This is a genomic window from Pusillimonas sp. DMV24BSW_D (assembly GCF_011388195.1).
Lineage (GTDB): Bacteria > Pseudomonadota > Gammaproteobacteria > Burkholderiales > Burkholderiaceae_B > Neopusillimonas > Neopusillimonas aestuarii.
Genome location: NZ_CP049990.1, coordinates 1,091,549 through 1,116,915 on the forward strand (window position 1 = coordinate 1,091,549; position 25,367 = coordinate 1,116,915).

Below are 25,367 nucleotides of genomic sequence, written 5' to 3' on the forward strand. Positions count from 1 at the left end.
ATGTTTACTCCCGAATCCAAGCGCCTGATTGATGGCATGTTGAACAAGCCTTTGTTCGTGGCTTTCAGAAAGCCGGCCGATTTGTCAAAGTTTGCGTCGGTACTGGAGGCCCATTTGAAATGGGCTGTGCAATCCGAGAAGCGGGGCGAGCTGTTTGCTTCGGGTCCCTTTGTGCAAGAGGGCGGCGTGCCGGGTGCGGCGGGGGGTATGTCAATACTTCGGGCCGCATCGGAAGAGGAGGCGAACGCTATTTTGTCGGGCGACCCCTTCATTAAAGAGGGTGTTTATACCGTTGAAGTGAAGAAGTGGATGCTGATGGAGGGTGGTTTTTCGGTCACGCTTCATTTCTCCGACCAAAAACATTTGTTGCGTTAACTGTTAGGAAATTCCGTCATGAAATATCAGGTGTTCACCTACCGTGGACGCCAGGGTGGAGCTCGCCCCGGTGTTTTGATTCAAGAACGTTTGTACGACCTCAGAGGTGTAATGGGCGAGGCTCATCCTGAGTGGTGCAGTGTGGACGATTTGCTGGCTGACTGGTCGGAGGCGCATCCGTTTTTACGGGAATTGGCAGATGACGTTGCTCGAAGTCCTGGGCATGCGAGCGATGCTGTACTGGTCTTGGATGACATTGAGTTTTTGCCACCACTCACGCGTTGCGGCGTGATTTATGCCGCAGGTGCCAACTACCGTGATCACGTCGAAGCGATGGGTAAGGCCATGAATATGAAATTGAACCTGGATCCGAAGGCGGACGGCCTTCCTCCCTGGCATTTCATCAAGGCAGGGCAGGCTGCTTTGTCGGGTCACAAAGAGAAGGTCCCGTTTCCTGCGCATAGCAATATGCTCGATTGGGAAGCAGAATTAGCAGTGGTGATCGGGCGAAAGGCGTCGAATGTATCGGTGGAGTCGGCGTTGGATTACGTTGCCGGATATAGCTGTGCCAACGACATGTCGGCACGCGACAACTTGAAGCGAGACCAAGTGGATGTCAGTTCGCCGTTTAGATTCGACTGGATTGGTCATAAATGTTTTAAAGGTGCGTGTCCTTTGGGGCCCTATCTAACGCCGGCGGAGTTTGCCGGGGATCCCGAAAATTTGGGGATCAAACTGTGGCTCAACGACGAGCTGCGCCAGAACTCCAGCACCTCAAATCATTTGTATACGGTGGCTGATCAAATTGCGTACTTGAGTGCCAGGCTGGATTTGTTGCCTGGTGACATTCTTTTAACCGGCACCCCGGCAGGCGTTGGGATGGAATCGGGGGTGTTTTTGAAACGCGGGGATGTGATGCGGGTTTGGATCGAGAGTTTGGGGGAGCTGGAAACTCGGTTGGTTTGATGGCGGCTTATTGACTTAAACACAAGGAAGGAGACAAACATGTTGCTAGAGAAAATATTGAAGAAATCAGTCATATCGTTGGCATTGGCTTGTGCCGTACCTGGCATGGCAATGGCCGATATCAAGATCGGCTTTCTGGGTACATTATCCGGGCCGTCCGCTGCGAACGGGCGTGATCAATTAGACGGGTTTCGCCTCGCGCTTGAGCAGTTGGGCGGAAAGTTGGGCGGCGTGGAAACGGAAATCGTGGCAGAAGACGATCAAATGAAGCCGTCCGTTGCGTTAACTGGCGTTTCGCGCTTGTTAGAGCGTGAGGAAGTTGATGCAGTGGTTGGCTTAACGTTTACGCACGTTTTAATGGCGTTGCAGCCTAAAATCGCTGAAACCGATGTGCCGTTTATTGGTACGATTTCGGGTCCATCCCCAACTGCCGGGGCGCTATGCAAACCTAATTTGTTCATTATGTCGTGGCAAAGCGATGCGCCGGCTGAGGCAATGGGTAAGTATATGCAAGATAAAGGCGTGAAAAGCATCAGCACGCTTACCCCCAACTTCGTTGGCGGAAAAGACAAAATCAGCGGTTTGCGTAATACCTATAAAGGGGAAATTATTGACGAAATATATACGCCCCTCAGTCAGCTCGACTTTTCGGCTGAGTTGACCCAAGTGGCAGTGAGTGATCCTGAGGGCGTTTTTATGTTTTATCCCGGTGGGCTCGGTGTCACCTTTATGCGTCAGTACAAGCAGGCAGGGCTTGCCGGCAAATTGCCCCTTTATACGGCCAACTCAATTGAAGGCGAAGACGTCGACGCAATGGGTGAGGCAGTGATTGGTGCATATGCCGCAGATACCTGGACGCCCGGCATTTCCAGCGAGTATTCGAAGAAGTTCGTGAATGCCTATCGCGAAAAATACAATCGCACGCCATCGGCTTATGCCGCATTCAGTTACGATGCCATGATGAAGCTGAATGCCGCCGTAGAGGCCTTGAAGGGTGATGTCTCGGATAAAAAAGCTTTTGTGAACGCCATTAAGACCGCCGATTTCGAGTCTTTGCGGGGCGACTTCAAGTTCGGCAATAACAATTACCCTGTCCAGGACTACCATATCTTCGAAATGGTGAAAGGTGAAAACGGTAAGCCAGATTGGAAGCTGGTTCAGGAAAACGTGTTGAAGGATCACGTAGATACATACGCTGCGCAATGCACGATGAGCTGATTACCTCCAAGTAAAGGGTTGCGCAACGCCCCGGGCAGAGTAATTCGGTTCACGCTCTTGTCGAAGGAGTGGGCAACGGCAACGCCGTTTGGTATTTCACCTGCTTAAGTGCAAAGCTTGATTTAATGTTCGACACGCCAGGTATCTTGGACAACTCATCAATAATAAATCGTTCAAGTGCCTGGATATCCGGAACCACCACCCTGAGCAAATAATCAGAGTCTCCGGTCATCAGATAGCACTCCATTACCTCTGGGTAGTTGCGAATTGCATTCTGGAATCGCTCAAGCGATTTCTCGATTTGCTGCTCCAGACGAATCTCAATAAACACACTAACGTTCAACCCAATCTGCAGCGGGTCTAGCAAGGTGACGTACCGTGAGATTACCCCGGCTTCCTCAAGTGCCTTGACTCTGGCCAGGCAGGGCGACGCGGAAAGGTTGACACGAGCTGCCAGTTCAGAATTCGTTAAGCGCGCATTGGCCTGGATTTCTTGAAGAATTTTCAAGTCTATTGAATCTAGTCTTTTTTTCCGCATAAATTGTTTTTTTTAGATTGATTTCAAAATAATATTCCGTATAACCATCTTTTTCTAAATGATAACAGCAGCACATTTTGTGGGTGCCTCACTATACTGATCTGATCGTTCAGGAGGTAAAAATGGTTAATAGCAGTGGGAACTTGCGCTTGAAAATGGCGCAGTCCGATGACGTTGATCCCGAGGAAACGCAAGAATGGCTGGAGGCGCTGGAGGGCGTTCTGGGGGCTGCCGGAAGTGATCGTGCGCTATTCCTTTTAAGTCAGCTAGACGATTTCGTGAAAGCGCATGGCATTAAACCGAATTCGTTACCGTACTCTGCCTATCGAAACACCATTTCTTTGGATAACGAAGGAGTCTATCCCGGCGATCTTGAGCTAGAAGAGAGAATTAGTTCCATAAACCGCTGGAATGCCTTGGTTATGGTGGTCAGGGCAAATAAAGCTTATGGCGAACTTGGAGGCCATATAGCCAGTTATGCATCCGTCGCGGAAATTTTCGAAATGGGATTCAACCATTTTTTTCAAGCGCGAACTGAAGCAAATGGGGGGGATCTGGTTTTTTATCAGCCGCACTCCGCGCCGGGGGTTTATGCGCGCGCGTTTCTTGAGGGGCGTTTAAGTGAGCATGACTTAAGTTTCTATCGACGAGAGTCTGTAGGCGGTGGGCTTTCCTCTTACCCGCACCCATGGTTAATGCCTGATTTTTGGCAGTTTCCCACCGGATCAATGGGCATAGGCCCTATCAATGCAATCTATCAGGCACGCTTTATGCGTTATCTTGAGAACCGGGGGCTTGCCCAGACGCATGGTCGACATGTTTGGGGTGTGTTCGGCGATGGGGAAATGGATGAGCCTGAGTCGATTGCAGGGCTAACTTTAGCTGCACGAGAACAGCTGGATAACTTAACGTTTATTATCAATTGCAATCTGCAGCGGTTGGATGGGCCTGTGCGTGGCAACGGGCAAATCATTCAGGAACTTGAGGCACTGTTCACTGGCGCAGGCTGGAATGTCATTAAAGTGATTTGGAGCTCAGATTGGGACCCGTTGTTCGCGCGCGATGCCAGTCATGCGTTGTTGCGCCGGTTCGCCCAAACAGTCGACGGCCAGTATCAAACGTTAGGCGCGAAAGACGGGGCCTACAACTCACTTGAGTTCTTCCAAAAAGACCCCGAGGTTCAGCGCTTGGTTTCGCATATGTCCGATAAGGATATTGATGGTTTGCGACGGGGTGGCCATGACTTTCGTAAGCTGCATGCCGCATTTTCAGCTGCGAAATCGCATGCTGGCCAGCCGACCGTGATTCTGGCGAAAACCAAAAAAGGTTATGGAATGGGCGGTGCCGGAGAGTCGCGCATGACAGCTCATCAGGCGAAGAAGCTGGATTTTGATGCTTTGAAAGCATTTCGTGATCGTTTCTCATTACCTTTATCTGACCATGAAGTAGAGACCCTTCACTTTCTTAAACCGGCGCAAGATAGCCCTGAAATGCGCTATATGCGTGAACGGCGGCAGGCTCTGGGTGGCGCCGTTCCTTCTCGCATAACGCGTTCAAATGAAGCGTTGGCTATCCCTGTCATTGATAACTATGCAAAATTTGCGTGCGAGGCCAATGGTAAGGAAATGTCGACAACAATGGCGTTTGCCCGCATGCTAAGTGGCCTGCTGAAAGACGCCAGCGTTGGTGAGCGAGTTGTGCCTATTGTTGCTGATGAGGCGCGTACGTTCGGGATGGCGAATTTATTCAGACAGATCGGGATCTACAGTCCTGATGGCCAACTTTATGAGCCGGAGGACGCGGGGTCGATGCTGACATACCGTGAGGCCAAAGACGGGCAGCTCCTGGAAGAGGGGATTACTGAGGCCGGTGCTTTGTCCTCTTGGGTTGCGGCCGCAACGTCATATAGCGTGCATGGCAAGGCTATGCTGCCTTTCTATATCTATTACTCCATTTTCGGGTTTCAAAGGGTGGGCGACTTGATTTGGGCTGCGGCTGACCAACGGGCGCGTGGTTTTCTGCTTGGCGCGACCTCGGGCCGCACGACGCTCAGTGGCGAAGGGTTGCAGCATCAAGACGGCAACAGTCATGTCATGGCCGCCATGGTGCCCAATTGTCGATCATATGACCCGGCCTTTGCGGGTGAACTGGCGGTCATTCTGGACCATGGCATGCGTCGTATGATTGAGGAGCAGGTTGATGAGTTTTATTACATCACCCTGACGAATGAAAGTTACGCGCAGCCGTCCATGCCCGAAGGTATTGAGAAGCAAATTGTTCAAGGCATGTATTGTTATCGGCGTGAGGTGTGCGACACAGAGGGCACGGCTGCACCAGTTCGTTTGCTTGGGTCGGGTGCGATCTTTCGTGAGGTGGAGGCTGCTGCGGAATTACTTAAAGTGGACTGGGGGATTTCCTCAGAGGTTTGGAGTGTTACAAGCTTTACTGAGCTGGCCAAAGAGGCGCGAGAAGCTGATCGCTGGAATCGGTTGAATCCGCAGGTATCGGTACGGGAAAGCTACGTCTCTGCGTGCTTGTCTGGAAGCGCCCCTGTTATTGCAGCCACCGATTATGTGCGTGCCTGGCCACAGTTGATAGCCGAGTATGTTGACGCCCGGTTTATTTCTTTGGGTACAGACGGGTTTGGTCGTAGCGATACGCGTGTGGCATTGCGTGACTTCTTCGAAGTTAACCGTTACCACGTTGTATTGGCCGCGATAGATGGTTTGGCGCGAGACGGTGTCGTGTCCAGAGCTCTTGTGAGCGAAGTAATCAGCAAATACGGAATCCAGCACAACCGAGCCCCATCCTGGTTGAACTAGTCTAGTCCCCAACTGGGGCGCCTGAGGGAAGGAAAGGCAGGGTCAACAATAGAAAGAAGAGAGAGTCGGCCAGGGTTGAATCAACAATATTTAATAAATTTCTGTCTTCTCATTTGACACTTCTTAAAAACTGCTTCATAATCTCGTTTCTTCGCTGCTTGAACAGCGCTTCACACGGCAAGTTAGGTGTTTTTAACTTGGTTAGTGCGGGGCAGTTGGGTTGGGTTAGCGAAACTGCTCTTTAACAACGAAACAACCGATAAGTGTGGGCACTTAAGCTACGTTGCTAAGTAGTGGCGCATCAGGGTTAAATGCCTGAGCCAAAGCAAGTAGTAAGAAGTGCTCGCAAGTGATGAAGTAAGAAGTCAAGGCGGTAGATGCTGGATTTTATCTGGTGTTTACTTTTAAGCCTGTCTTTTTTCTTTTGAGTGAGTACGCGACGTATGACCTGGTCTTTTTGAAGGACAGGAAATATGGCAATTAACAGGAATTAAACTGAAGAGTTTGATCCTGGCTCAGATTGAACGCTAGCGGGATGCTTTACACATGCAAGTCGAACGGCAGCGCGAGGTAAGCTTGCTTACTTTGGCGGCGAGTGGCGAACGGGTGAGTAATGTATCGGAACGTACCCAGTAGCGGGGGATAACTACGCGAAAGCGTGGCTAATACCGCATACGCCCTACGGGGGAAAGGGGGGGATCGCAAGACCTCTCACTATTGGAGCGGCCGATATCGGATTAGCTAGTTGGTGAGGTAAAGGCTCACCAAGGCTGCGATCCGTAGCTGGTTTGAGAGGACGACCAGCCACACTGGGACTGAGACACGGCCCAGACTCCTACGGGAGGCAGCAGTGGGGAATTTTGGACAATGGGGGCAACCCTGATCCAGCCATCCCGCGTGTGCGATGAAGGCCTTCGGGTTGTAAAGCACTTTTGGCAGGGAAGAAAGGGCGCTGGTTAATACCTGGCGTTGATGACGGTACCTGCAGAATAAGCACCGGCTAACTACGTGCCAGCAGCCGCGGTAATACGTAGGGTGCAAGCGTTAATCGGAATTACTGGGCGTAAAGGGTGCGTCGGCGGTTTGGCAAGAAAGGTGTGAAATCCCAGGGCTTAACCTTGGAACTGCACTTTTAACTGCCAGGCTAGAGTACGTCAGAGGGGGGTAGAATTCCACGTGTAGCAGTGAAATGCGTAGAGATGTGGAGGAATACCGATGGCGAAGGCAGCCCCCTGGGATGATACTGACGCTCAGGCACGAAAGCGTGGGGAGCAAACAGGATTAGATACCCTGGTAGTCCACGCCCTAAACGATGTCAACTAGCTGTTGGGGCCGTTAGGCTTTAGTAGCGCAGCTAACGCGTGAAGTTGACCGCCTGGGGAGTACGGTCGCAAGATTAAAACTCAAAGGAATTGACGGGGACCCGCACAAGCGGTGGATGATGTGGATTAATTCGATGCAACGCGAAAAACCTTACCTACCCTTGACATGTCTGGAAGGCCGAAGAGATTTGGCTGTGCTCGCAAGAGAACCGGAACACAGGTGCTGCATGGCTGTCGTCAGCTCGTGTCGTGAGATGTTGGGTTAAGTCCCGCAACGAGCGCAACCCTTGTCATTAGTTGCTACGAAAGGGCACTCTAGTGAGACTGCCGGTGACAAACCGGAGGAAGGTGGGGATGACGTCAAGTCCTCATGGCCCTTATGGGTAGGGCTTCACACGTCATACAATGGTCGGGACAGAGGGTTGCCAACCCGCGAGGGGGAGCCAATCTCAGAAACCCGATCGTAGTCCGGATTGCAGGCTGCAACTCGCCTGCATGAAGTCGGAATCGCTAGTAATCGCGGATCAGCATGTCGCGGTGAATACGTTCCCGGGTCTTGTACACACCGCCCGTCACACCATGGGAGTGGGTTTCACCAGAAGTAGGTAGCCTAACCGTAAGGGGGGCGCTTACCACGGTGGGATTCATGACTGGGGTGAAGTCGTAACAAGGTAGCCGTATCGGAAGGTGCGGCTGGATCACCTCCTTTAAGAGAAGTGCTTGGGGTTTGGTCTTGGTGGGCTGTTATTTGGTGGTAGTTTGAGTGTTCACGCTTATCGGTTGTTTTAGAGTTAGGGCAGATACAAGGGCTTGGGTCAGTAGCTCAGTCGGTTAGAGCACCGTCTTGATAAGGCGGGGGTCGTTGGTTCGATTCCAACTTGACCCACCACGTGCTTTACGGGGGGGATTAGCTCAGCTGGGAGAGCACCTGCTTTGCAAGCAGGGGGTCGTCGGTTCGATCCCGTCATCCTCCACCAACGAAGCTGTGGTTGTGCAGGTAGTGGTTGTGAAGGTAGTGGTTGTGTTCAGTGAACAGGGTCTTGGGTGAAGTTAAGGAGATTTAGCTTAATTCATCAGGATGTTGTGCACTGGTCATAGCGATATGGCTAGGTAGTATAAGTAGTACCCGTAGTATTTGTTCTTTAACAATGAGGAAGAAGCAACAATGACAAGTAGCTGTAAGTGGGCTGCGTGTTCTGGGGTGTATGTTTTACATATATTCGCCAGGGACAGGCAGACTGATTATAGATACGGGTTGTGATTGCATTGCAAATAAGTTCTGACTCAAGAGCGGAGTTGATTGGGCGACGTTATTCTTAGGGATGATGTGGTTTGATTGATTCAGTCTTTTGGAAGTGATGAACGGCATGAACACGTAAACTCAAGTTAGGAACCTATAGCCTTTGTGGTTATAGGATCAAGTGACTAAGTGCACATGGTGGATGCCTTGGCGATTACAGGCGAAGAAGGACGTGGTAGCCTGCGAAAAGCGGCGGGGAGCTGGCAAACGAGCTTTGATCCGCTGATGTCCGAATGGGGAAACCCACTGCGCGAGCAGTATCCTGCACTGAATACATAGGTGCAGAGAAGCGAACCGAGTGAACTGAAACATCTAAGTAGCTCGAGGAAAAGAAATCAACCGAGATTCCGGCAGTAGCGGCGAGCGAGCCCGGAGCAGCCTTGACGATTTAGCATTGCATATAGCCGAACGCTCTGGAAAGGGCGACCGTAGCGGGTGATAGTCCCGTAGGCGAAATGTGCGGTGTGGAACTAGGCGTCAGACAAGTAGGGCGGGACACGTGAAATCCTGTCTGAAGATGGGGGGACCATCCTCCAAGGCTAAATACTCGTAATCGACCGATAGTGAACCAGTACCGTGAGGGAAAGGCGAAAAGAACCCCGGAAGGGGAGTGAAATAGATCCTGAAACCGTGTGCATACAAACAGTAGGAGCCTCTTTATGGGGTGACTGCGTACCTTTTGTATAATGGGTCAGCGACTTACATTCAGTGGCAAGCTTAACCGAATAGGGAAGGCGTAGCGAAAGCGAGTCCGAACAGGGCGTTTGAGTCGCTGGGTGTAGACCCGAAACCAGGCGATCTATCCATGGTCAGGTTGAAGGCACGGTAACACGTGCTGGAGGACCGAACCCACTAATGTTGAAAAATTAGGGGATGAACTGTGGATAGGGGTGAAAGGCTAAACAAGCCTGGAAATAGCTGGTTCTCTCCGAAAACTATTTAGGTAGTGCCTCGCGTATTGCTGCTGGGGGTAGAGCACTGTTATGGCTAGGGGGTCATGGCGATTTACCAAACCATGGCAAACTCCGAATACCAGCAAGTATGAGCGCGGGAGACAGAGCACCGGGTGCTAACGTCCGGACTCAAGAGGGAAACAACCCAGACCGCCAGCTAAGGTCCCCAAAATTGGCTAAGTGGGAAACGAAGTGGGAAGGCGAAGACAGTCAGGAGGTTGGCTTAGAAGCAGCCATCCTTTAAAGAAAGCGTAATAGCTCACTGATCGAGTCGTCCTGCGCGGAAGATGTAACGGGGCTAAGCCAGTTACCGAAGCTGCGGGTGTGTATCGTAAGATATACGCGGTAGGAGAGCGTTCTGTAAGCCTGTGAAGGTGGCTTGTAAAGGCTGCTGGAGGTATCAGAAGTGCGAATGCTGACATGAGTAGCGATAAAGGGGGTGAAAAGCCCCCTCGCCGTAAGTCCAAGGTTTCCTGCGCAACGTTCATCGGCGCAGGGTGAGTCGGCCCCTAAGGCGAGGCAGAGATGCGTAGCTGATGGGAAGCTGGTTAATATTCCAGCACCGTCGTACAGTGCGATGGGGGGACGGATTGCGAAAGGTCATCGGGGTGTTGGAAGTCCCCGTTGCTGCACTATAGAAGGCGCTTTAGGCAAATCCGGGCGCGAAATTCAAGGGTGTGGCTGGATAAGACTACGGTCTTAAACTGATTGGAAGTGGTCCCAAGAAAAGCCTCTAAGCTCTAGCTGTACGAGACCGTACCGCAAACCGACACAGGTGGACGGGATGAATATTCCAAGGCGCTTGAGAGAACTCAGGAGAAGGAACTCGGCAAATTGATACCGTAACTTCGGGAGAAGGTATACCCTGGTAGTGTGAAGCGCCTGCGCGCTGAGCATGACGGGGTCGCAGAGAATCGGTGGCTGCGACTGTTTATTAAAAACACAGCACTCTGCTAACACGAAAGTGGACGTATAGGGTGTGACGCCTGCCCGGTGCCGGAAGGTTAAGTGATGGGGTGCAAGCTCTTGATCGAAGCCCCGGTAAACGGCGGCCGTAACTATAACGGTCCTAAGGTAGCGAAATTCCTTGTCGGGTAAGTTCCGACCTGCACGAATGGCGTAACGATGGCCACACTGTCTCCTCCTGAGACTCAGCGAAGTTGAAGTGTTTGTGATGATGCAATCTACCCGCGGCTAGACGGAAAGACCCCATGAACCTTTACTGTAGCTTTGCATTGAACTGTGAACCGGCTTGTGTAGGATAGGTGGGAGGCGCAGAAGAGTGGTCGCTAGACTGCTTGGAGCCGACCTTGAAATACCACCCTGGTCTGTTTGCGGTTCTAACCTTGGCCCGTTATCCGGGTTGGGGACAGTGCATGGTGGGCAGTTTGACTGGGGCGGTCTCCTCCCAAAGCGTAACGGAGGAGTTCGAAGGTACGCTAGGCACGGTCGGAAATCGTGCTGATAGTGCAATGGCATAAGCGTGCTTGACTGTGAGACTGACACGTCGAACAGGTGCGAAAGCAGGACATAGTGATCCGGTGGTTCTGAATGGAAGGGCCATCGCTCAACGGATAAAAGGTACTCTGGGGATAACAGGCTGATACCGCCCAAGAGTTCATATCGACGGCGGTGTTTGGCACCTCGATGTCGGCTCATCTCATCCTGGGGCTGTAGCCGGTCCCAAGGGTATGGCTGTTCGCCATTTAAAGAGGTACGTGAGCTGGGTTTAAAACGTCGTGAGACAGTTTGGTCCCTATCTGCCGTGGGCGTTGGATACTTGACGGAGCCTGCTCCTAGTACGAGAGGACCGGAGTGGACGTACCGCTGGTGTATCGGTTGTCATGCCAATGGCATTGCCGAGTAGCTAAGTACGGAAGAGATAACCGCTGAAGGCATCTAAGCGGGAAACTCGTCTGAAGATAAGGTATCCCGGGGGCTTGACCCCCCTGAAGGGTCGTTCGAGACCAGGACGTTGATAGGCTGGGTGTGTAAGCGCAGTAATGTGTTTAGCTAACCAGTACTAATTGCCCGTGCGGCTTGATCCTATAACCATGCAGGTTATGCATACAAGGTTTAGGTGTTAAGCATGCCGCTAAATGACATAAAGTCAAAAATCAATGGTCAAAACCAACGCAACGCACACAACCAAATAATCAAACCCGCAACAGCATACAAAGCACGGTTGCTTCTGACCTCATTGGCGCTTCAAGGGCCAGGACCTCAAAACCCATACCCTTGAAGCGCAACCCTTTACGCTTGACGACCATAGCAAGGTGGTCCCACGCCTTCCCATCCCGAACAGGACCGTGAAACGCCTTTGCGCCGATGATAGTGGATGTACATCTGTGAAAGTAGGTCATCGTCAGGCTCTTATACCAAAACGCCCCAACATCAAACATGTTGGGGCGTTTTACTTTGTTAGGACGAAAAGTTAGAATCTTGCGCCCACACCGACCAGAAAACTATATGAACTTGGTTTCATTTTGAAGGTGTCGTCGGGGTCGGTGGAGTCGTTGGCGCCTGCGGTCACACTTCCGTATGAGGCGTAAGTAGCCTCTGCAAACCCATATATATTTTTGTTGAATAAGTGGCGGCCCCCGATACCGAGCAACACCCCGTTGGCCGTTTCGCTGATTGAAGGGTCGCCTTCCGGGTGGATGGTGGCTTTAGCCTGAATCCAGCCCAGCTTAAGATAACCCATTGTGGTGTCATTGAAGGCGTAGCCGGGGACAATTGAAATAGACACTTGGTTTTTAAGTGTGCCTTTATATCCAGCGCCTGGAAGAGCCGTGCCATTGAACGTAATGTTGCCGCTGCCGGTATCCATTTTCAGGGGGTTGTACTCCAGCATTGCGCCAAGCGTAAAGCGTTCGTTCATGGCGTGTGTGTAGCCTACGCCGAAGTTCAAAGGCATTTTGCCGTCGGAAAGGTTTTGTGCGGCAAAACCTGGCTCTATTACGCCGGATAGGTCAATGCTGTTGTGTTGGTAGCCTGTTGATATTTGTGAATTGAACCCTTCAAAATTCTGAGCTTGTGCAAATACTGCGGGCGAGACAAAGATACCGAGCAATGCTCTTACGCGTAGCAGGTTTTTCATGTCGAGATGCTCCTGGTGGATACGGTGTGTATGAATGCAGACGCACGAGCGCAGGCTCCTAACGTTGGTTCACGTTATCATCCGTTAAAAGGTTTTTAAATTGTTTTTCGGCATTTTTCTGTATTAAAAGGGTTAGGGCCGGATATCGGTTGTGCCCTTGCAACAGTACGATACATAACCAGATTATGAGTTCTAAAAGCGCGAAATTAATGGCTTCGGCGCCTTTGCCCGTGAAAAACGGCGTGGCGCCCAGCAGGGTGTATCTGCAACCGGGGCCATGGCCCACCTTGTACGATTTTCTGGTGCAGCGGTTTCAGTACACCAATCCGAAGGTTATCTATGAGCGCTTGGTTCGGGGTGAGATTGTCGATGAGCTGGGGAAGCCACAAACCGCTGATGCGCCTTACCAACCCCGTCGCTGGCTTTGGTATTATCGTGATGTTCCTCCCGAAACCCCTGTCCCTTTTCAGTTACAGGTTTTGCACCGTGATGAAAAATTGCTGGTGATAGATAAGCCGCATTTTCTAGCCAGTATTCCAGGCGGCCGCTATTTACGGGAAACGGCGCTCACGCGTTTACGGCATGAGCTGGCCTTGCCCGATTTAAGTCCTTTGCATCGCCTAGATCGGGAAACCGCCGGCGTGATGATGTTGTGCATTGATCCTGCGTCTCGCGGCGCCTATCAGCAGCTTTTTCAGAATCGTGAGGTCAGCAAAGTATATGAAGCCGTTGCGGGCTATAACGATAAGCTTTCTTTCCCTTTAACCCGGCGTAGCCGGCTGGAAACAAGGAGCTGGCACTTTACGATGGATGAGGTTGAGGGGGAGCCCAATAGTGAGACCCGCGTAGAGTTAATTGAAAGGAAAGGCACACTAGGTTGGTATCGTCTCTTACCTCACACAGGCAGAAAACATCAACTGCGTGTACATATGGCCGGTTTGGGTATTCCTATAGTGAACGATCTTTTTTATCCTGCGCTGGCACCGCAGCCTGCATACCACGATTACCGCAAGCCTTTGCAATTATTGGCGCGACGTATTCAGTTTCAGGATCCTTTTACCGGCGAAACGCGTGCGTTCGAAAGTCAATTGCAGCTGGAATGGGCCGGTCGGTTTGATACGGCCTGCGTTTAACGGTGCTCAACCGGCATGCACTACAATCGTAAGGTCTGTATCAATAGCAAGTTGATTTATGCCTTTCTCCTTTCAGGAACGTCTTTCCAGCATTCAGGCGCGTATTAACGCTGCTTGCCAACGTTGCGGGCGGAATCCTGCTGAAATCATTTTATTGCCGGTGAGTAAAACATTCGATGCCCCTATCGTTCGCGAAGCCGTCGCAGCGGGGCTGCATCGATTTGGTGAGAATCGTGTACAGGAGGTTCGTGATAAAGCGCCGTTGCTCGAAGACCTGTCTATTGAATGGGTTCTGATTGGGCATCTGCAAACCAATAAAGCAAAAGATGCCGCGCAACTCGTGGGCGAGGTGCAGTCTCTTGATCGTTTGTCGTTGGCAGAAGCGTTGGATAAACGATTGACTAAGTTAGGTAAAACCTTAAGTGTCCTGATTCAGGTTAAGACGTCGCCTGAGCCCAGTAAGTTCGGGCTGGAGCCAATTGAATTATTGCGCTTTCTGGAACAGTTAAAGAACTACCCAACATTGCGACCTGCAGGTTTGATGACCTTGGCCATCCATTCCGACGATGAAGCTGCGGTGCGGTCCTGTTTTCGCACTTTGCGTGAACTTCGGGATCAGGCTGTTCAGGCAGGGCACGACACCGTGCAAAGGCTGTCGATGGGGATGAGTGGTGATTTCGAGTGGGCGATTGAGGAAGGATCAACTGAAGTGCGGATTGGTTCTTTATTGTTTGGTGAGCGGGGTTAGAAAATGACGCGGTTTTTGGGTAAGCTTCCATGCATTATGCGCAGCGCGTTGATCGGGCTGCTGTTTTTGTTGGCAAATACGGCTTCGGCCGACACACTTGAGGTCGTTCAGAAACGCGATGTCGTGCACTGCGGTGTTACTACAGGCTTTGCCGGCTTTTCGGCACCGAATGACAAGGGCGAGTGGGCCGGTCTGGATATTGACTTGTGTCGGGCGATTGCCGCGGCCGTGTTGGGCGATGCGAGTAAATTCAAGGCTGTTCCGCTTAACTCTCAACAACGCTTCACGGCTTTACAGTCGGGCGAAATTGATGTTCTGGTGCGTAATACTTCGGTTACGCAACAGCGTGATACTGCCTTGGGTGCGATTCACGCGGGCATTAGTTTTTACGACGGTCAGGGCTTCTTGATTCCCAAAGCTTTTGGCGTGAATAGCGCCAAAGCGCTGGACGGCGCATCTATTTGCCTGCAAACGGGTACGTCGAATGAAAACACGTTGGCCGATTGGGCACGAGCCAATAACATTACGTACAAACCGGTCGTTATTGAACAGTTCAATGAGGTGGTGAATGCGTTTGCCGCCGGCCGTTGCGATGTGTTTTCCACCGATGCCGCAGGGTTAGCATCCATTCGGGTTTCCCGCCTGAAGAATCCGGATGATTACCAAGTATTGCCCGAGCAAATTTCCAAAGAACCGTTAGGGCCTTTTGTGCGTCAGGGTGATGACACTTGGTTGAACGTTGTGAAATGGTCGCTTATGGCGATGTTGAACGCTGAAGAATTAGGCGTAACTTCAGATAACGTAGATGCGCATTTAAGCAGCACAAATCCGCGTATACAGCGTCTGTTGGGTGTAACGCCAGGTGCCGGTGCGAACCTTGGGCTTGATGAAAAGTGGGCCTATAACATTATCCGCCAGGTGGGTAATTATGGGCAAAGCTATGCCCGTAATGTCGGCATGGAGAGCCCATTGAAGATTCCACGCGGCTTGAATGCGTTATGGACTGATGGCGGGTTAATGTATCCGTTGCCGATTCGGTAATCGCTTTGGGCGGATGCGTGCGATTGCGAAAATTATTGCCGCTTGTACACCAGAGCGATTCGAGCGAATGCGATTTGTAATTCTTTGGTGCCACCCTGAAAAATAAACGGGCGGCCACGCCCGGTGAAGCACATGAGTTTTTTGGATGAAATAAGGGGAATGAATTTCGCGAATTGAATTTCTTCCCATTTCACGACGCGGCGCGTAATCCAGCTTTGTTCGATACCCTCTTCAGTAATACGGGTACGTGAAGTCGTCATGTAGCGCGCCATGACAATAAGTGCCGCATAGCAAAGCGTAACGCTGGCTGCGATATAAGGATTAACGTTCTGGCCTGCAGGGCTTGTGGCCGTACTAATAAACTGGATACCAATCACAATCAATATAAGCCAGGATGCAATTTTGATCCAGCCTGGCCACGAGGTGCCTTCGATTGGCAGGGGTTGGAGTTCCTGGATCAGTGCCGCGTGTTCTTCAGCGGTTGGGCGATTACGAGGCAGCATGGTTTGTTCTGAATGAATGTTAAAGCCTAATCATAGCGCGTCGAAGAAACGCAGTCAGACCGGTTGCCGTTGATATTGCCCGCTGGGCAGGCGTGCAACGTGCCCCTGTAGCTCCAGCACGGAAAGGGCTTGATTAAGGTTTGAAACGGCGATTCGAGAGCGTTGTTGCAATAGGTCGAACGAAATCGGGTCGTAACCCATGGCTTCCAGCACTGCATCAATATCTTCCTGATGGGCGGCTGTTTCGAACAAGGGTGTGATCAGACTTCCCTGTTCCTTAGGCGTCTGACTGTTCGGCGCCTGACCCCTATTGCCACGGCGTTGCGCTTTGGTGGTTGTGCGTGTTTGAGTCGTGGTGGATACGTTGTGGACCGAGGGATTTAACTCTTCAAGGATATGTTCGCCCGATTCCACCAGCTTCGCGCCTTGGCGGATCAGGGCATGACAGCCTTTTGACAGAGGCGAGTGAATAGAGCCGGGGATGGCAAATACTTCGCGCCCCAGTTCGGAAGCGAGCCTGGCTGTGATGAGCGAACCGCTTTGGAGCGCAGCTTCGACGACAACCACCCCGCGTGATAAGCCGGCAACAATGCGGTTCCGTTTTGGAAAATGGTAGGGCATGGCTTTTTGGCCGAGTGGAAATTCGGAGACCAGGGCGCCATATTCTGCAATATTGTGAGCCAAGGTTCGGTTGCGTGCCGGGTAAACGAGGTCGATGCCGGTGGCAAGTACGGCAATGGTGCCGGCGCCTTGAGGCCCTGCCTTCAGTGCGCCGTGATGCGCGGCGGCGTCGATGCCCGACGCAAGTCCGCTGGCGATGCACCAGCCGTGTTCGGCCAGAAATTGGGCGAAGTCATGCGCGTTGGTTTCACCTGCCGGTGTGGCACTGCGGGCGCCCACAATGGCCAATGAAGGTTGGCTAAGTAATTCGGGGTGCCCGTTTACGTACAACACCAAAGGTGGATCATGCATTTCCAATAATTGAGGTGGGTAGGTTGGGTCGGCCAGAGTGAGCAGATGGTGGCTGTCGGCGGACAGCCAGTGCATAGTGGCGTCTATGCGGTTTTGCAACATTGCATCGGGCTCTTGAGCAAGCCTGCTGGCCAATTTGGTGTCCAGATGCTTCATGAGTTGCATGGTTGATTGCGAGAAAATATCTTGCGGCAGCCCATAAACCGAGAGCAATAGGCGTGCTTGCGCCGGGCCCAGGTCGGGCTCAAGGGTAAGTCGAACCCAGGCGGCGGTTTCCTCGGAAGAGAGATTCATCGGCATGGCGCAAGTGTGCCATATTGCGCAAGCGGTGTGCAGGCGGGCGTGCTGCAATCATCCATGTTGGCATGAGCGCTGGTTGATATAATGAAAAACTGTAAAGAAAAGGTTTTAACCATGGCATTATTACCCATACTTCATTATCCAGATCCGCGCTTGCACAAGGTTGCCAAACCGGTGGAGAAAGTCGACGACCGCATTCGCCGACTGGTGGCAGACATGGCGGAAACGATGTACGACGCGCCGGGGGTAGGGTTGGCCGCCACTCAGGTCGACGTCCATGAGCGTGTCGTGGTAATTGACGTATCCGAGGAAGGCAATGACCTCAAGGTGTTGATCAACCCGGAAATTACCTGGAAAAGTGAGGAAATTCAGGTTTATGAAGAGGGTTGCCTGTCGGTGCCCGGAATTTACGACAAAGTCGAGCGTGCCGAGCGTATTCATGTCAAAGCGTTGAACGAAAAAGGTGAAGCATATGAGTTCGACGCCGACGGTTTGCTGGCGGTTTGTGTTCAACACGAACTCGATCATTTGCAGGGCAAGGTGTTTGTTGAATATCTGTCGTCGTTGAAGCTGAATAGAATCAAGACAAAATTACGCAAGCAAGAACGTGAAGCGTTGAAGGCCTGACCGTTATGCGAGTGGTGTTCGCCGGTACGCCGGAATTTGCCCGTTCCGCCCTGCAGGCTATCTTGCAGGCAGGCCATTCAGTACCGCTTGTGCTCACGCAGCCCGACCGCCCCTCGGGCCGGGGCATGAAATTAACGCCAAGCCCTGTAAAGCAGTGTGCACTCGAGGCCGGTATTCCGGCTTTACAGCCGCACAGTCTTCGGCTTGACGGCAAGTATGGCGACCAGGCGGCGCAAGCGCAGGCGGCTTTGCAGGCCGCCAATCCCGATGTCATCGTAGTGGCCGCCTACGGTCTTATCCTGCCCCAATGGGTGCTTGGTTTACCGCCATTCGGTTGTTTGAATATTCATGCCAGTTTGTTGCCGCGTTGGCGGGGCGCCGCGCCGATTCAACGCGCTATCGAAGCCGGTGACGCGCAAACCGGCATTACCATTATGCAGATGGATGAAGGTCTCGATACCGGCGATATGTTGTCTGTTTGGCCTATTCCCATCCGTAATGACCACACCGCAGCCGGCCTGCACGATGAACTTGCCGTGTTAGGAGGCAAGGCTATTGTGGCGGCGCTGAATGATTTACAAGATGGAAGCCTGCAGGCTACGCCCCAACCCGAAGAGGGGGTGACATATGCGGCGAAACTTTCCAAAGCAGAAGCGCTGCTTGACCTGTCGTTACCCGCTTCGCAGCTCGTGCGTCGTGTGCGTGCGTTTAACCCGTTTCCAGGTGCAACGGTACGTTTGCCGGGGTTGGCTGATGTGGTGAAAGTGTGGTCTGCGCAGGCGTTGCCTGTATCAGGTATATCCGGCAAGCCCGGATCGCTTGTTGCGGCAACAGAGCAGGGTATTGATTTAGCCACCGCAGACGGTGTTCTGCGCTTGCTGGAGCTTCAAAAGCCTGGTGGCAAGCGTCAGGCCGCCGGCCAGTTTATTCAGGGCTGGCGGCCTTAACCCAACGGGCTTTGTTATAGCGTTTCGGCGTACAGGTCGTACTCGTCGGAGTCGGTTATGCGTACTCTGACAATTTCACCGGCCTTGAGTTTGCGATCGGTGGTGACATACACATTACCGTCGATTTCCGGGGCATCGGCGCTCGACCTTCCAATGGCGCCTTCTTCTTCCATCTCGTCGATCAGTACATCAATTTCCTTGCCGACTTTTTGTTTCAGGCGTTCCGTGGAAATGGCCTGTTGGTGAGCCATAAAGCGTTCCCAACGGTCTTGCTTGATTTCATCCGGTACCGGGTCGGGCAGTTCGTTGGCTTTCGCGCCTTCTACCGGTGAGTATTGGAAACAGCCCACGCGATCCAGTTGGGCCTCGCTCATCCAATTAAGTAAATATTCGAAATCCTCTTCGGTTTCCCCTGGGAACCCGACAATAAAGGTTGAGCGTATTGTGAGTTCCGGGCATATTTGACGCCACTCACGAATCCGAGCCAGTGTTTTGTCGTCGAAAGCGGGGCGTTTCATTAATTTAAGAACGCGTGGGCTGGCGTGCTGGAACGGGATGTCCAGGTAAGGCAGAATTTTTCCCTGTGCCATGAGCGGGATGATTTCATTCACGTGCGGGTAAGGGTATACATAATGCAGACGCACCCATATGCCGAATTCCGCCAGTGCCTCGCAAAGCTGGGTCATGTGGGTTTTTATGGGGCGCCCATCCCAGAAACCGGTACGAAACTTCATGTCGGCGCCGTAGGCGCTAGTGTCTTGCGAAATAACCAGGAGTTCTTTAACGCCTGCATCGGCCAGGCGCTTGGCTTCGCTGAGTACGTCGCCAATAGGGCGGCTGACCAAGTCCCCGCGCAAAGAGGGGATAATACAGAAGCTGCAGCGGTGGTTGCAGCCTTCTGAAATTTTAAGGTAAGCGTAGTGACGTGGCGTTAATTTGATGCCTTGAGGAGGTACAAGGTCGAGATAAGGGTCGTGCTCGATATTCGGCGGTGCGGCTTCATGGACAGCCTGTACCACTTGCTCGTATTGCTGGGGGCCGGTGACTGCCAGAACGGCCGGGTGCACTTGCCGAATAACGGACTCCTCGACGCCCATGCAGCCCGTCACAATGACTTTTCCATTTTCTGCGATGGCCTCGCCGATAGCGTCGAGAGACTCCGCCTTGGCGCTATCGATAAATCCGCAGGTGTTCACCACCACGACATCGGCGTTGTCGTAATCGGGCGTGATTGCGTAGCCTTCGGTGCGCAATTGAGTAAGAATGCGTTCGGAGTCGACCAGCGCCTTGGGGCACCCCAGGCTGACGAACCCGACTTTGGGGGAATTCATAAAAACCTCTTGAAGCCTGTTAAGGCTTTGACAAAAAAAGAGATTTTACTGCGACGACGCGGGAACTGCGAATGGCGGTGATAATAGAGGCTAAATTGCTTAACACTTAACTAAACCAGGTTTGCTTCGCGTGCCCGACTCATCTTCACTTCCCTTGTCCGATTTAATTATGGCTGCCGCCCGAAATGTGCAAGCGGTCATGGCGGGCCAGTCGTTAACTGAAAGTCTGGCACAAACGTCGGGAGACCGGCGTGCCGCTGCGCAGGCACTGGCTTATCACTGTATGCGTCAGTTGGGATTGGCGCAGGCAGTTGGCGGGCATATGGTTAACCGAACGCCTCCAGACGCCTTGTTTCACGCTTTGTTATTGGTTTCAATTAGCCTGCTTGAAACGTCGATGGCGGCGCAGGCCGCACGTAAGAAAGGGCAAGCGATTCCTGTTTACTGGCCGGTGTATGACCCACATACTGTTGTCAATCAAGCTGTGAATGCAGTGTCGTCGCAGCGTCGTTTACAACCGTTTAAAGCATTGCTCAATGGTGTTTTACGGCGTTATGGCCGCGAGCGGGACGTGGTTCGAAATGCGGTGTTGAGTGATCCTCAGGCGCGCTGGAATTACCCTAATTGGTGGATCAGGCGGTTGCGTAAAGCTTACCCCGATGCGTGGCAATCGGTTCTCGAGGCGGCTAATGTTCCGGCCCCCATGATGTTAAGAGTGAACGTACGCAAGATTGCACCGGATGCATTTGTAGGAAAACTGGAGCACGCCGGTTTGAGTGCGCGCGTTATCGAAGGCGCTGCGGTGTTGTTGGAAACGCCCCGGCCGGTTGAGCAAGTGCCTGGTTTTAGTAGTGGGCTTTTTTCGGTTCAGGATGCCGCCGCTCAGCGGGCTGCCGTTTTGTTGGACGCTCAACACGGCATGCGGGTGTTGGATGCGTGTGCCGCCCCGGGTGGGAAAACAGCGCATCTTCTGGAGTTGGCCGATGTGGATTTATGTGCGCTTGATGTTGATGAGAGTCGTCTGGTCCGAGTCGGCGCAAATCTGGATCGTTTGTCGCTGATGTCAGAGCAGGTTACCCTGCAGCGTGCTGATGCCGCCAATTTAGATGCTTGGTGGGATGGCCGACATTTTGACCGGGTCTTGGCCGACGTCCCCTGCACTGCATCCGGGGTTGTGCGGCGTCATCCTGACATTCGGTGGTTGCGTCGAGAAGCCGACATTGCCCGGACAGTGTCTTTACAAGCAAGCATACTTGACGCATTATGGACAACCGTTAAACCCGGGGGGCGGATGCTTTACGTAACGTGTTCAGTATTTCCCGAAGAGGGTGTATTGCAGGCCGACCACTTTCAGGGTACCCATTCCGACGCCCAATTGCTGCCATCGCCGGGGCAGTTGCTTCCCGAGCCGTACGACGGCCTCAAAGGGTTATACGATGGTTTTTTCTTTGCCCTGTTTGCCAAGCGCGTGTGAGTCGTCAACAATACTGCCTTTATGATTGCACTATTTCATCGGCCCCTGCTTTTTATTATCGTCGCCTTCATGGTGTCGGTTGGGGTTGTATGTGCGCAGTCAACGCAATTTGTCAGTGTTGAACCCATCGTGCGCGATGGCAGTCTTTACATTGATGCAAATGCAGACATCGAGGTGACTGGTGAATTGCGCAATGCGGCTGAAAAAGGGGTGCCGCTCTATTTCACAGCCGATCTCGAAATCGTTTCGAGTCGCTGGTGGTGGTTCGACAAAGTGTTAGTCGACGAGCAACGCTCCTGGAGATTGTCGTATAACGTGTTAACCCAACAGTGGCGGGTTAGCGTAGGTGATTTAACTTTGCCTGAAGATACGTTTGATGATGCCTTGTCGTTTGTAAAACATATTAGGGGCTGGGCCGTTGGCAGCACCGATTTGTTTGATCCCGATGAAGAGTATGAAGGACGGATTCGTTTGCGTCTGGACACCTCCCGATTGCCCCGACCTGTGCGCGTGGACGCATTTAACAGCAGTGCCTGGTCAGTCATGACACCATGGAAAGACTTTCGTTTCTCAATCTCCCCGCCGGTTCAAAAGCCGTGAGATGGGTCGCGCGCGTAGCGCTGGTTGTCGCTGTGATCAGCGCGTTGGCGTTGCTCGGTCTATTGGCGTGGTCAACGGGTAACGCAACCCGTTATGCGCAATATTACGACCTATTGCTGGCGCTTAATGGCATATTCGCTCTGAGCCTGGTGTTTTGGGTTTTGGTGTTGGCTGTCAGGTTAATACGGCAAATTCGACGTCGACAGTTTGGCGCCCGATTAACGGCGCGTTTTGCCTTGTCATTCGCGTTAATTGGTGTCCTGCCAGGGGCACTGATTTATGTTTTGTCCGTACAGTTCATGTCGCGCTCAATCGAATCGTGGTTTAACGTACGGGTCGATAGTGCGCTTGAGTCGGGCTTGAGTCTGGCGCGGGTTGTGTTGGACCAGCAGTTACAAGAGCTTGAAGCAAAAGCGCAGGGGGTCGCCCGTCAGTTGCACGACTTAAACGACGCCGACATGACTTTGTTAGTGTCGCGCTTGCGTGAGGAGGCTGGTGTGGCCGAAGCGATGATCTTTTCCGGCAGTGGTCGATTGGTCGCCTTTTCAACATCCGATTACGGTAAGTTGATTCCCGACGGGCCTTCACCTCACGTGCTAAGTCAGCTGCGCGTTGCCCGATCTTATGCAGCCGCCGAGTCTGAAGATATGAACGATGCATCTGTACTGGGTAATGAACGGCATACGGGGTTGTTTTTGCGGGTGGTGGTACCCATTACGCGTATTGATCGCGGTTCCGCAGCGTTGGGTGTTGCGCCTGATGTGCGATGGTTGCAGTTTGTTCAGCCGGTGCCGGAACAGATTGCGCGTAATGCCGATCAGGTCCAGCAAGGTTTTCGTGATTATCAGGAGCTTGCTTTATCGCGCTTGGGTTTGCGTAAGTTATACGGCATTACGTTAACGCTGGCGTTGGTGTTGGCGGTGTTCGCCGCCATTGTTGTTGCGCTGGGCGTTTCGCGTCGTTTGGTGCGACCACTGCTGCGCCTGGCGGCGGGAACCCAGGCTGTGGGTGTGGGGGATTACCGTCCTCTGCCCGAGCCGCCTGAGCGTGATGAAGTAGGACAATTAACGCGCTCTTTCAACGCCATGACGCGGCAGTTGGATGAGGCGCGTCAAATGGTAGAAAGAAACCGTCATCAGCTCGAGCGTTCAAATGTCTACCTTGAGTCTATTCTGAGTCATTTGTCGTCTGGTGTATTGGTATTCGATGAAGGGTTCCGAGTGACATTGTTCAATCAGGGTGCGCAGTCTATTTTGCGCGTCGATTTGCGCTCGGTGAAAGGGCGTCCTTTGGAAACCGTTGACGGGGCTTTTAAATTGTCGCAATTGATTCGTGATGCGTTTGCTGCTCACGCGGCGGTTGAGTCTGAAAAGCCATATTGGCAGCAACAGTTCGAGCTGGAGATCGAGGGGGCTTCCAACCACGAATCACGTCATGATGTTGTCACCCTGCTTGCGCGAGGGACGCATTTGTCGATTGATGGACGCGGAAACGGGTATCTGGTTGTGTTCGATGACATTACCGAGGTGATATCCGCCAATCGCACGGTTGCCTGGGGTGAGGTTGCACGACGTCTGGCGCATGAAATCAAGAATCCGCTGACGCCTATTCAGTTGTCGGCTGAACGTTTAGCCATGAAGCTGGCCCCGCGTCTTGGTGAAACGGATGCAGCCATGCTGGAGCGTTCGACCAATACAATTGTTAATCAGGTTGCTTCGCTCAAGAAAATGGTTGACGATTTTCGGGAGTACGCGCGAACACCACCGGCCCAGATGCAAATGCTTGATCTCAATGCGCTGGTGTCTGAAGTGTTAACGCTTTATGGTTGGGATCCGAGCGTCGGCGCTTTGCGCGATGATCCGCGACATGTCAGAATTGAAGCGGAGCTGGAGTTGGGGTTGCCGGGTATTGAGGGTGATCCAACGCAATTGCGTCAGGTAATTCATAATCTGTTGGCCAATGCGCGCGATGCCATTGCCCTGGTTGATGATCCTGAGGCTAAAATTCGTGTTCAAACCAAATTAACGTATTCACGAACGGATGAAACAGGGGCAGGGTCCAAAGCAGTGCGCCTTACCGTGTCCGACTCAGGGCCAGGCTTCGAGCAACAGGTTTTGAATCGGGTTTTTGAGCCGTACGTCACCACGAAATCATCGGGTACGGGGTTGGGGTTGGCGATTGTCAAGAAAATCATCGAGGAACATGGCGGTCGCATTGATGTCTCCAATCGTCGAGAAGGCGGGGCGCGGGTATCGATTTTGTTTGCACGATTGGCGGATACGCCTGCTGCGCTGGACGAAGCGGCGCAAGGGTACGATAATGCCGAAAAAATATAGGTGAAGTTTTATGGCCAGAATACTGGTGGTTGATGACGAGGTAGGTATTCGCGAACTGTTGTCCGAGATTCTCTACGATGAAGGACATACGGTTGAGTTGGCAGAGAACGCGGCAGAGGCGCGTGCCGCTCGTGCGCGTAAACGTCCCGACCTGGTCCTGCTGGATATCTGGATGCCAGACACGGATGGCGTCAGTTTGCTGCGTGAATGGGGGTCGCAAGGCTTGCTGGATATGCCGGTGATTATGATGAGTGGTCATGCCACGGTCGATACGGCGGTTGAGGCGACGCGAATCGGCGCAGTTGATTTTCTGGAAAAGCCCATCACGTTGCAGAAATTGCTGAAAACGATTTCTGCCGCATTGGCAAGGCCCGTGGTGGCAAAAGCGGCATCGGTGCCTGCAGCCACGACCGCCTCTGCGCCGATGCCCGCAGGCGGAGGGGGGCAAGCCGACGTCTCTGACTTGGTCACAAATGCGGCGCCCGCTTTAGAGCTTGACCCGCATCAGCTTCAGCTCAGCAGCATTCCGCTGGATCAGCCTTTGCGTGAGGCACGCGACGAATTCGAACGAATTTATTTTGAGTACCATCTGGGCCGCGAAAATCACAGCATGACCCGCGTTTCCGAACGCACCGGCCTGGAACGTACTCATTTGTATCGCAAGTTGAAGCAATTGGGCATCGACGCGTCGCGTCGGCGTCAGTCTGAGTCACGTTAGTTTTATTCCAGGTTTTTCGCCTCCCGGCAAGGGAGGCTTTTTT

18 protein-coding genes, 2 tRNA genes and 3 rRNA genes are annotated in these 25,367 nt (G+C 52.6%); 18 read left to right on the forward strand and 5 right to left on the reverse strand.

All coding sequences use genetic code 11. From position 1 onward, the window contains the following. The 3 genes from G9Q38_RS05300 to G9Q38_RS05310 are packed head-to-tail and all read left to right on the forward strand — an operon-like array spanning position 1 to position 2,559. Entirely contained in the window at positions 1-375 is a 375-nt protein-coding gene (locus G9Q38_RS05300) for a YciI family protein (RefSeq protein ID WP_166128552.1), read from the forward strand. A gap of 18 nt (positions 376-393) precedes the next feature. Continuing rightward, positions 394-1,341: a fumarylacetoacetate hydrolase family protein gene (locus G9Q38_RS05305; RefSeq protein ID WP_166128554.1), complete on the forward strand. Its 948-nt coding sequence runs from the start codon at positions 394-396 to the stop codon at positions 1,339-1,341. 39 nt (positions 1,342-1,380) lie between these two features. Then, a complete protein-coding gene (locus tag G9Q38_RS05310; protein WP_166128557.1) occupies positions 1,381-2,559 on the forward strand; it encodes an ABC transporter substrate-binding protein in 1,179 nt (392 codons plus the stop codon). Positions 2,560-2,608: 49 nt separating this feature from the next. Here G9Q38_RS05310 and G9Q38_RS05315 read toward each other — a convergent pair whose 3' ends face one another. Beyond that, on the reverse strand, positions 2,609-3,097 hold the full coding sequence (locus G9Q38_RS05315; protein WP_166128559.1) for an Lrp/AsnC family transcriptional regulator: 489 nt from the start codon (positions 3,095-3,097) through the stop codon (positions 2,609-2,611). 122 nt (positions 3,098-3,219) lie between these two features. Between G9Q38_RS05315 and mdeB the strand changes: the two genes are divergently transcribed. The 6 genes from mdeB to rrf all read left to right on the forward strand — a co-directional run bounded on the left by mdeB (position 3,220) and on the right by rrf (position 11,865). After that, complete coding sequence (gene mdeB, locus G9Q38_RS05320) at positions 3,220-5,919, forward strand: alpha-ketoglutarate dehydrogenase (RefSeq protein WP_166128562.1); 2,700 nt, start codon at positions 3,220-3,222, stop codon at positions 5,917-5,919. Positions 5,920-6,411: 492 nt separating this feature from the next. After that, a 16S ribosomal RNA gene (locus tag G9Q38_RS05325) occupies positions 6,412-7,950 on the forward strand. A 103-nt stretch (positions 7,951-8,053) separates the two neighbouring features. After that, positions 8,054-8,130 (forward strand) — tRNA-Ile (locus G9Q38_RS05330). A gap of 12 nt (positions 8,131-8,142) precedes the next feature. Beyond that, positions 8,143-8,218, forward strand: a tRNA-Ala gene (locus G9Q38_RS05335). Between the two features lie 438 nt (positions 8,219-8,656). Beyond that, a 23S ribosomal RNA gene (locus G9Q38_RS05340) occupies positions 8,657-11,542 on the forward strand. A 210-nt stretch (positions 11,543-11,752) separates the two neighbouring features. Then, positions 11,753-11,865: ribosomal RNA gene (gene rrf / locus G9Q38_RS05345) — 5S ribosomal RNA — on the forward strand. The 16S, 23S and 5S rRNA genes sit together here with 2 tRNA genes alongside, the layout of an rRNA operon. 63 nt (positions 11,866-11,928) lie before the next feature. On the opposite strand, the gene G9Q38_RS05350 is transcribed toward rrf, so the two are convergent. Further along, positions 11,929-12,594 (reverse strand): outer membrane protein, encoded by a 666-nt coding sequence (locus G9Q38_RS05350; RefSeq protein ID WP_166128564.1) that lies wholly within the window; start codon positions 12,592-12,594, stop codon positions 11,929-11,931. 185 nt (positions 12,595-12,779) lie between these two features. Between G9Q38_RS05350 and G9Q38_RS05355 the strand changes: the two genes are divergently transcribed. The 3 genes from G9Q38_RS05355 to G9Q38_RS05365 are packed head-to-tail and all read left to right on the forward strand — an operon-like array spanning position 12,780 to position 15,516. After that, positions 12,780-13,727, forward strand: a complete 948-nt coding sequence (locus G9Q38_RS05355; protein ID WP_228276204.1) for a pseudouridine synthase — start codon at positions 12,780-12,782, stop codon at positions 13,725-13,727. A gap of 58 nt (positions 13,728-13,785) precedes the next feature. Beyond that, complete coding sequence (locus G9Q38_RS05360; RefSeq protein ID WP_166128567.1) at positions 13,786-14,475, forward strand: YggS family pyridoxal phosphate-dependent enzyme; 690 nt, start codon at positions 13,786-13,788, stop codon at positions 14,473-14,475. A 36-nt stretch (positions 14,476-14,511) separates the two neighbouring features. Then, positions 14,512-15,516: an amino acid ABC transporter substrate-binding protein gene (locus tag G9Q38_RS05365; protein WP_166132325.1), complete on the forward strand. Its 1,005-nt coding sequence runs from the start codon at positions 14,512-14,514 to the stop codon at positions 15,514-15,516. A gap of 32 nt (positions 15,517-15,548) precedes the next feature. Here G9Q38_RS05365 and G9Q38_RS05370 read toward each other — a convergent pair whose 3' ends face one another. Then, on the reverse strand, positions 15,549-16,019 hold the full coding sequence (locus tag G9Q38_RS05370) for a hypothetical protein (protein ID WP_166128570.1): 471 nt from the start codon (positions 16,017-16,019) through the stop codon (positions 15,549-15,551). Between the two features lie 54 nt (positions 16,020-16,073). After that, positions 16,074-17,291 (reverse strand): DNA-processing protein DprA, encoded by a 1,218-nt coding sequence (gene dprA, locus G9Q38_RS05375; RefSeq protein ID WP_166128572.1) that lies wholly within the window; start codon positions 17,289-17,291, stop codon positions 16,074-16,076. Between the two features lie 114 nt (positions 17,292-17,405). Between dprA and def the strand changes: the two genes are divergently transcribed. Together def and fmt are read left to right on the forward strand one after the other, a co-directional pair. Further along, positions 17,406-17,918: a peptide deformylase gene (def, locus tag G9Q38_RS05380; protein WP_228276205.1), complete on the forward strand. Its 513-nt coding sequence runs from the start codon at positions 17,406-17,408 to the stop codon at positions 17,916-17,918. A 5-nt stretch (positions 17,919-17,923) separates the two neighbouring features. Then, on the forward strand, positions 17,924-18,865 hold the full coding sequence (fmt, locus tag G9Q38_RS05385) for a methionyl-tRNA formyltransferase (protein ID WP_166128577.1): 942 nt from the start codon (positions 17,924-17,926) through the stop codon (positions 18,863-18,865). 14 nt (positions 18,866-18,879) lie between these two features. Here the strand turns inward: fmt and rimO are convergent, their stop codons facing one another. After that, on the reverse strand, positions 18,880-20,196 hold the full coding sequence (gene rimO, locus G9Q38_RS05390) for a 30S ribosomal protein S12 methylthiotransferase RimO (RefSeq protein ID WP_166128580.1): 1,317 nt from the start codon (positions 20,194-20,196) through the stop codon (positions 18,880-18,882). Positions 20,197-20,365: 169 nt separating this feature from the next. On the opposite strand from rimO, the gene rsmB reads away from it, so the two are divergent. The 4 genes from rsmB to G9Q38_RS05410 are packed head-to-tail and all read left to right on the forward strand — an operon-like array spanning position 20,366 to position 25,324. Further along, on the forward strand, positions 20,366-21,670 hold the full coding sequence (gene rsmB / locus G9Q38_RS05395; protein ID WP_166132326.1) for a 16S rRNA (cytosine(967)-C(5))-methyltransferase RsmB: 1,305 nt from the start codon (positions 20,366-20,368) through the stop codon (positions 21,668-21,670). A gap of 21 nt (positions 21,671-21,691) precedes the next feature. Next, a complete protein-coding gene (locus G9Q38_RS05400) occupies positions 21,692-22,270 on the forward strand; it encodes a DUF4390 domain-containing protein (protein ID WP_166128582.1) in 579 nt (192 codons plus the stop codon). Beyond that, complete coding sequence (locus G9Q38_RS05405) at positions 22,267-24,606, forward strand: sensor histidine kinase (protein WP_166128586.1); 2,340 nt, start codon at positions 22,267-22,269, stop codon at positions 24,604-24,606. Before G9Q38_RS05400 ends, G9Q38_RS05405 begins: the two co-directional genes overlap by 4 nt. A 10-nt stretch (positions 24,607-24,616) precedes the next feature. Next, positions 24,617-25,324: a response regulator gene (locus G9Q38_RS05410; protein WP_119441304.1), complete on the forward strand. Its 708-nt coding sequence runs from the start codon at positions 24,617-24,619 to the stop codon at positions 25,322-25,324. Positions 25,325-25,367: the final 43 nt, after the last annotated feature.

Bases quoted from the DNA above. Each gene is read 5' to 3' on its own strand.
- fmt (WP_166128577.1), top strand. From the start codon at position 17,924: ATGCGAGTGGTGTTCGCCGGTACGCCGGAATTTGCCCGTTCCGCCCTG.
- dprA (WP_166128572.1), bottom strand. From the start codon at position 17,291: ATGCCGATGAATCTCTCTTCCGAGGAAACCGCCGCCTGGGTTCGACTT.
- mdeB (WP_166128562.1), top strand. From the start codon at position 3,220: ATGGTTAATAGCAGTGGGAACTTGCGCTTGAAAATGGCGCAGTCCGAT.
- G9Q38_RS05310 (WP_166128557.1), top strand. From the start codon at position 1,381: ATGTTGCTAGAGAAAATATTGAAGAAATCAGTCATATCGTTGGCATTG.
- rsmB (WP_166132326.1), top strand. From the start codon at position 20,366: ATGGCTGCCGCCCGAAATGTGCAAGCGGTCATGGCGGGCCAGTCGTTA.
- G9Q38_RS05350 (WP_166128564.1), bottom strand. From the start codon at position 12,594: ATGAAAAACCTGCTACGCGTAAGAGCATTGCTCGGTATCTTTGTCTCG.
- rimO (WP_166128580.1), bottom strand. From the start codon at position 20,196: ATGAATTCCCCCAAAGTCGGGTTCGTCAGCCTGGGGTGCCCCAAGGCG.
- def (WP_228276205.1), top strand. From the start codon at position 17,406: ATGGCATTATTACCCATACTTCATTATCCAGATCCGCGCTTGCACAAG.
- G9Q38_RS05370 (WP_166128570.1), bottom strand. From the start codon at position 16,019: ATGCTGCCTCGTAATCGCCCAACCGCTGAAGAACACGCGGCACTGATC.
- G9Q38_RS05355 (WP_228276204.1), top strand. From the start codon at position 12,780: ATGAGTTCTAAAAGCGCGAAATTAATGGCTTCGGCGCCTTTGCCCGTG.
- G9Q38_RS05315 (WP_166128559.1), bottom strand. From the start codon at position 3,097: ATGCGGAAAAAAAGACTAGATTCAATAGACTTGAAAATTCTTCAAGAA.
- G9Q38_RS05360 (WP_166128567.1), top strand. From the start codon at position 13,786: ATGCCTTTCTCCTTTCAGGAACGTCTTTCCAGCATTCAGGCGCGTATT.
- G9Q38_RS05300 (WP_166128552.1), top strand. From the start codon at position 1: ATGTTTACTCCCGAATCCAAGCGCCTGATTGATGGCATGTTGAACAAG.
- G9Q38_RS05305 (WP_166128554.1), top strand. From the start codon at position 394: ATGAAATATCAGGTGTTCACCTACCGTGGACGCCAGGGTGGAGCTCGC.
- G9Q38_RS05410 (WP_119441304.1), top strand. From the start codon at position 24,617: ATGGCCAGAATACTGGTGGTTGATGACGAGGTAGGTATTCGCGAACTG.
- G9Q38_RS05365 (WP_166132325.1), top strand. From the start codon at position 14,512: ATGCGCAGCGCGTTGATCGGGCTGCTGTTTTTGTTGGCAAATACGGCT.
- G9Q38_RS05400 (WP_166128582.1), top strand. From the start codon at position 21,692: ATGATTGCACTATTTCATCGGCCCCTGCTTTTTATTATCGTCGCCTTC.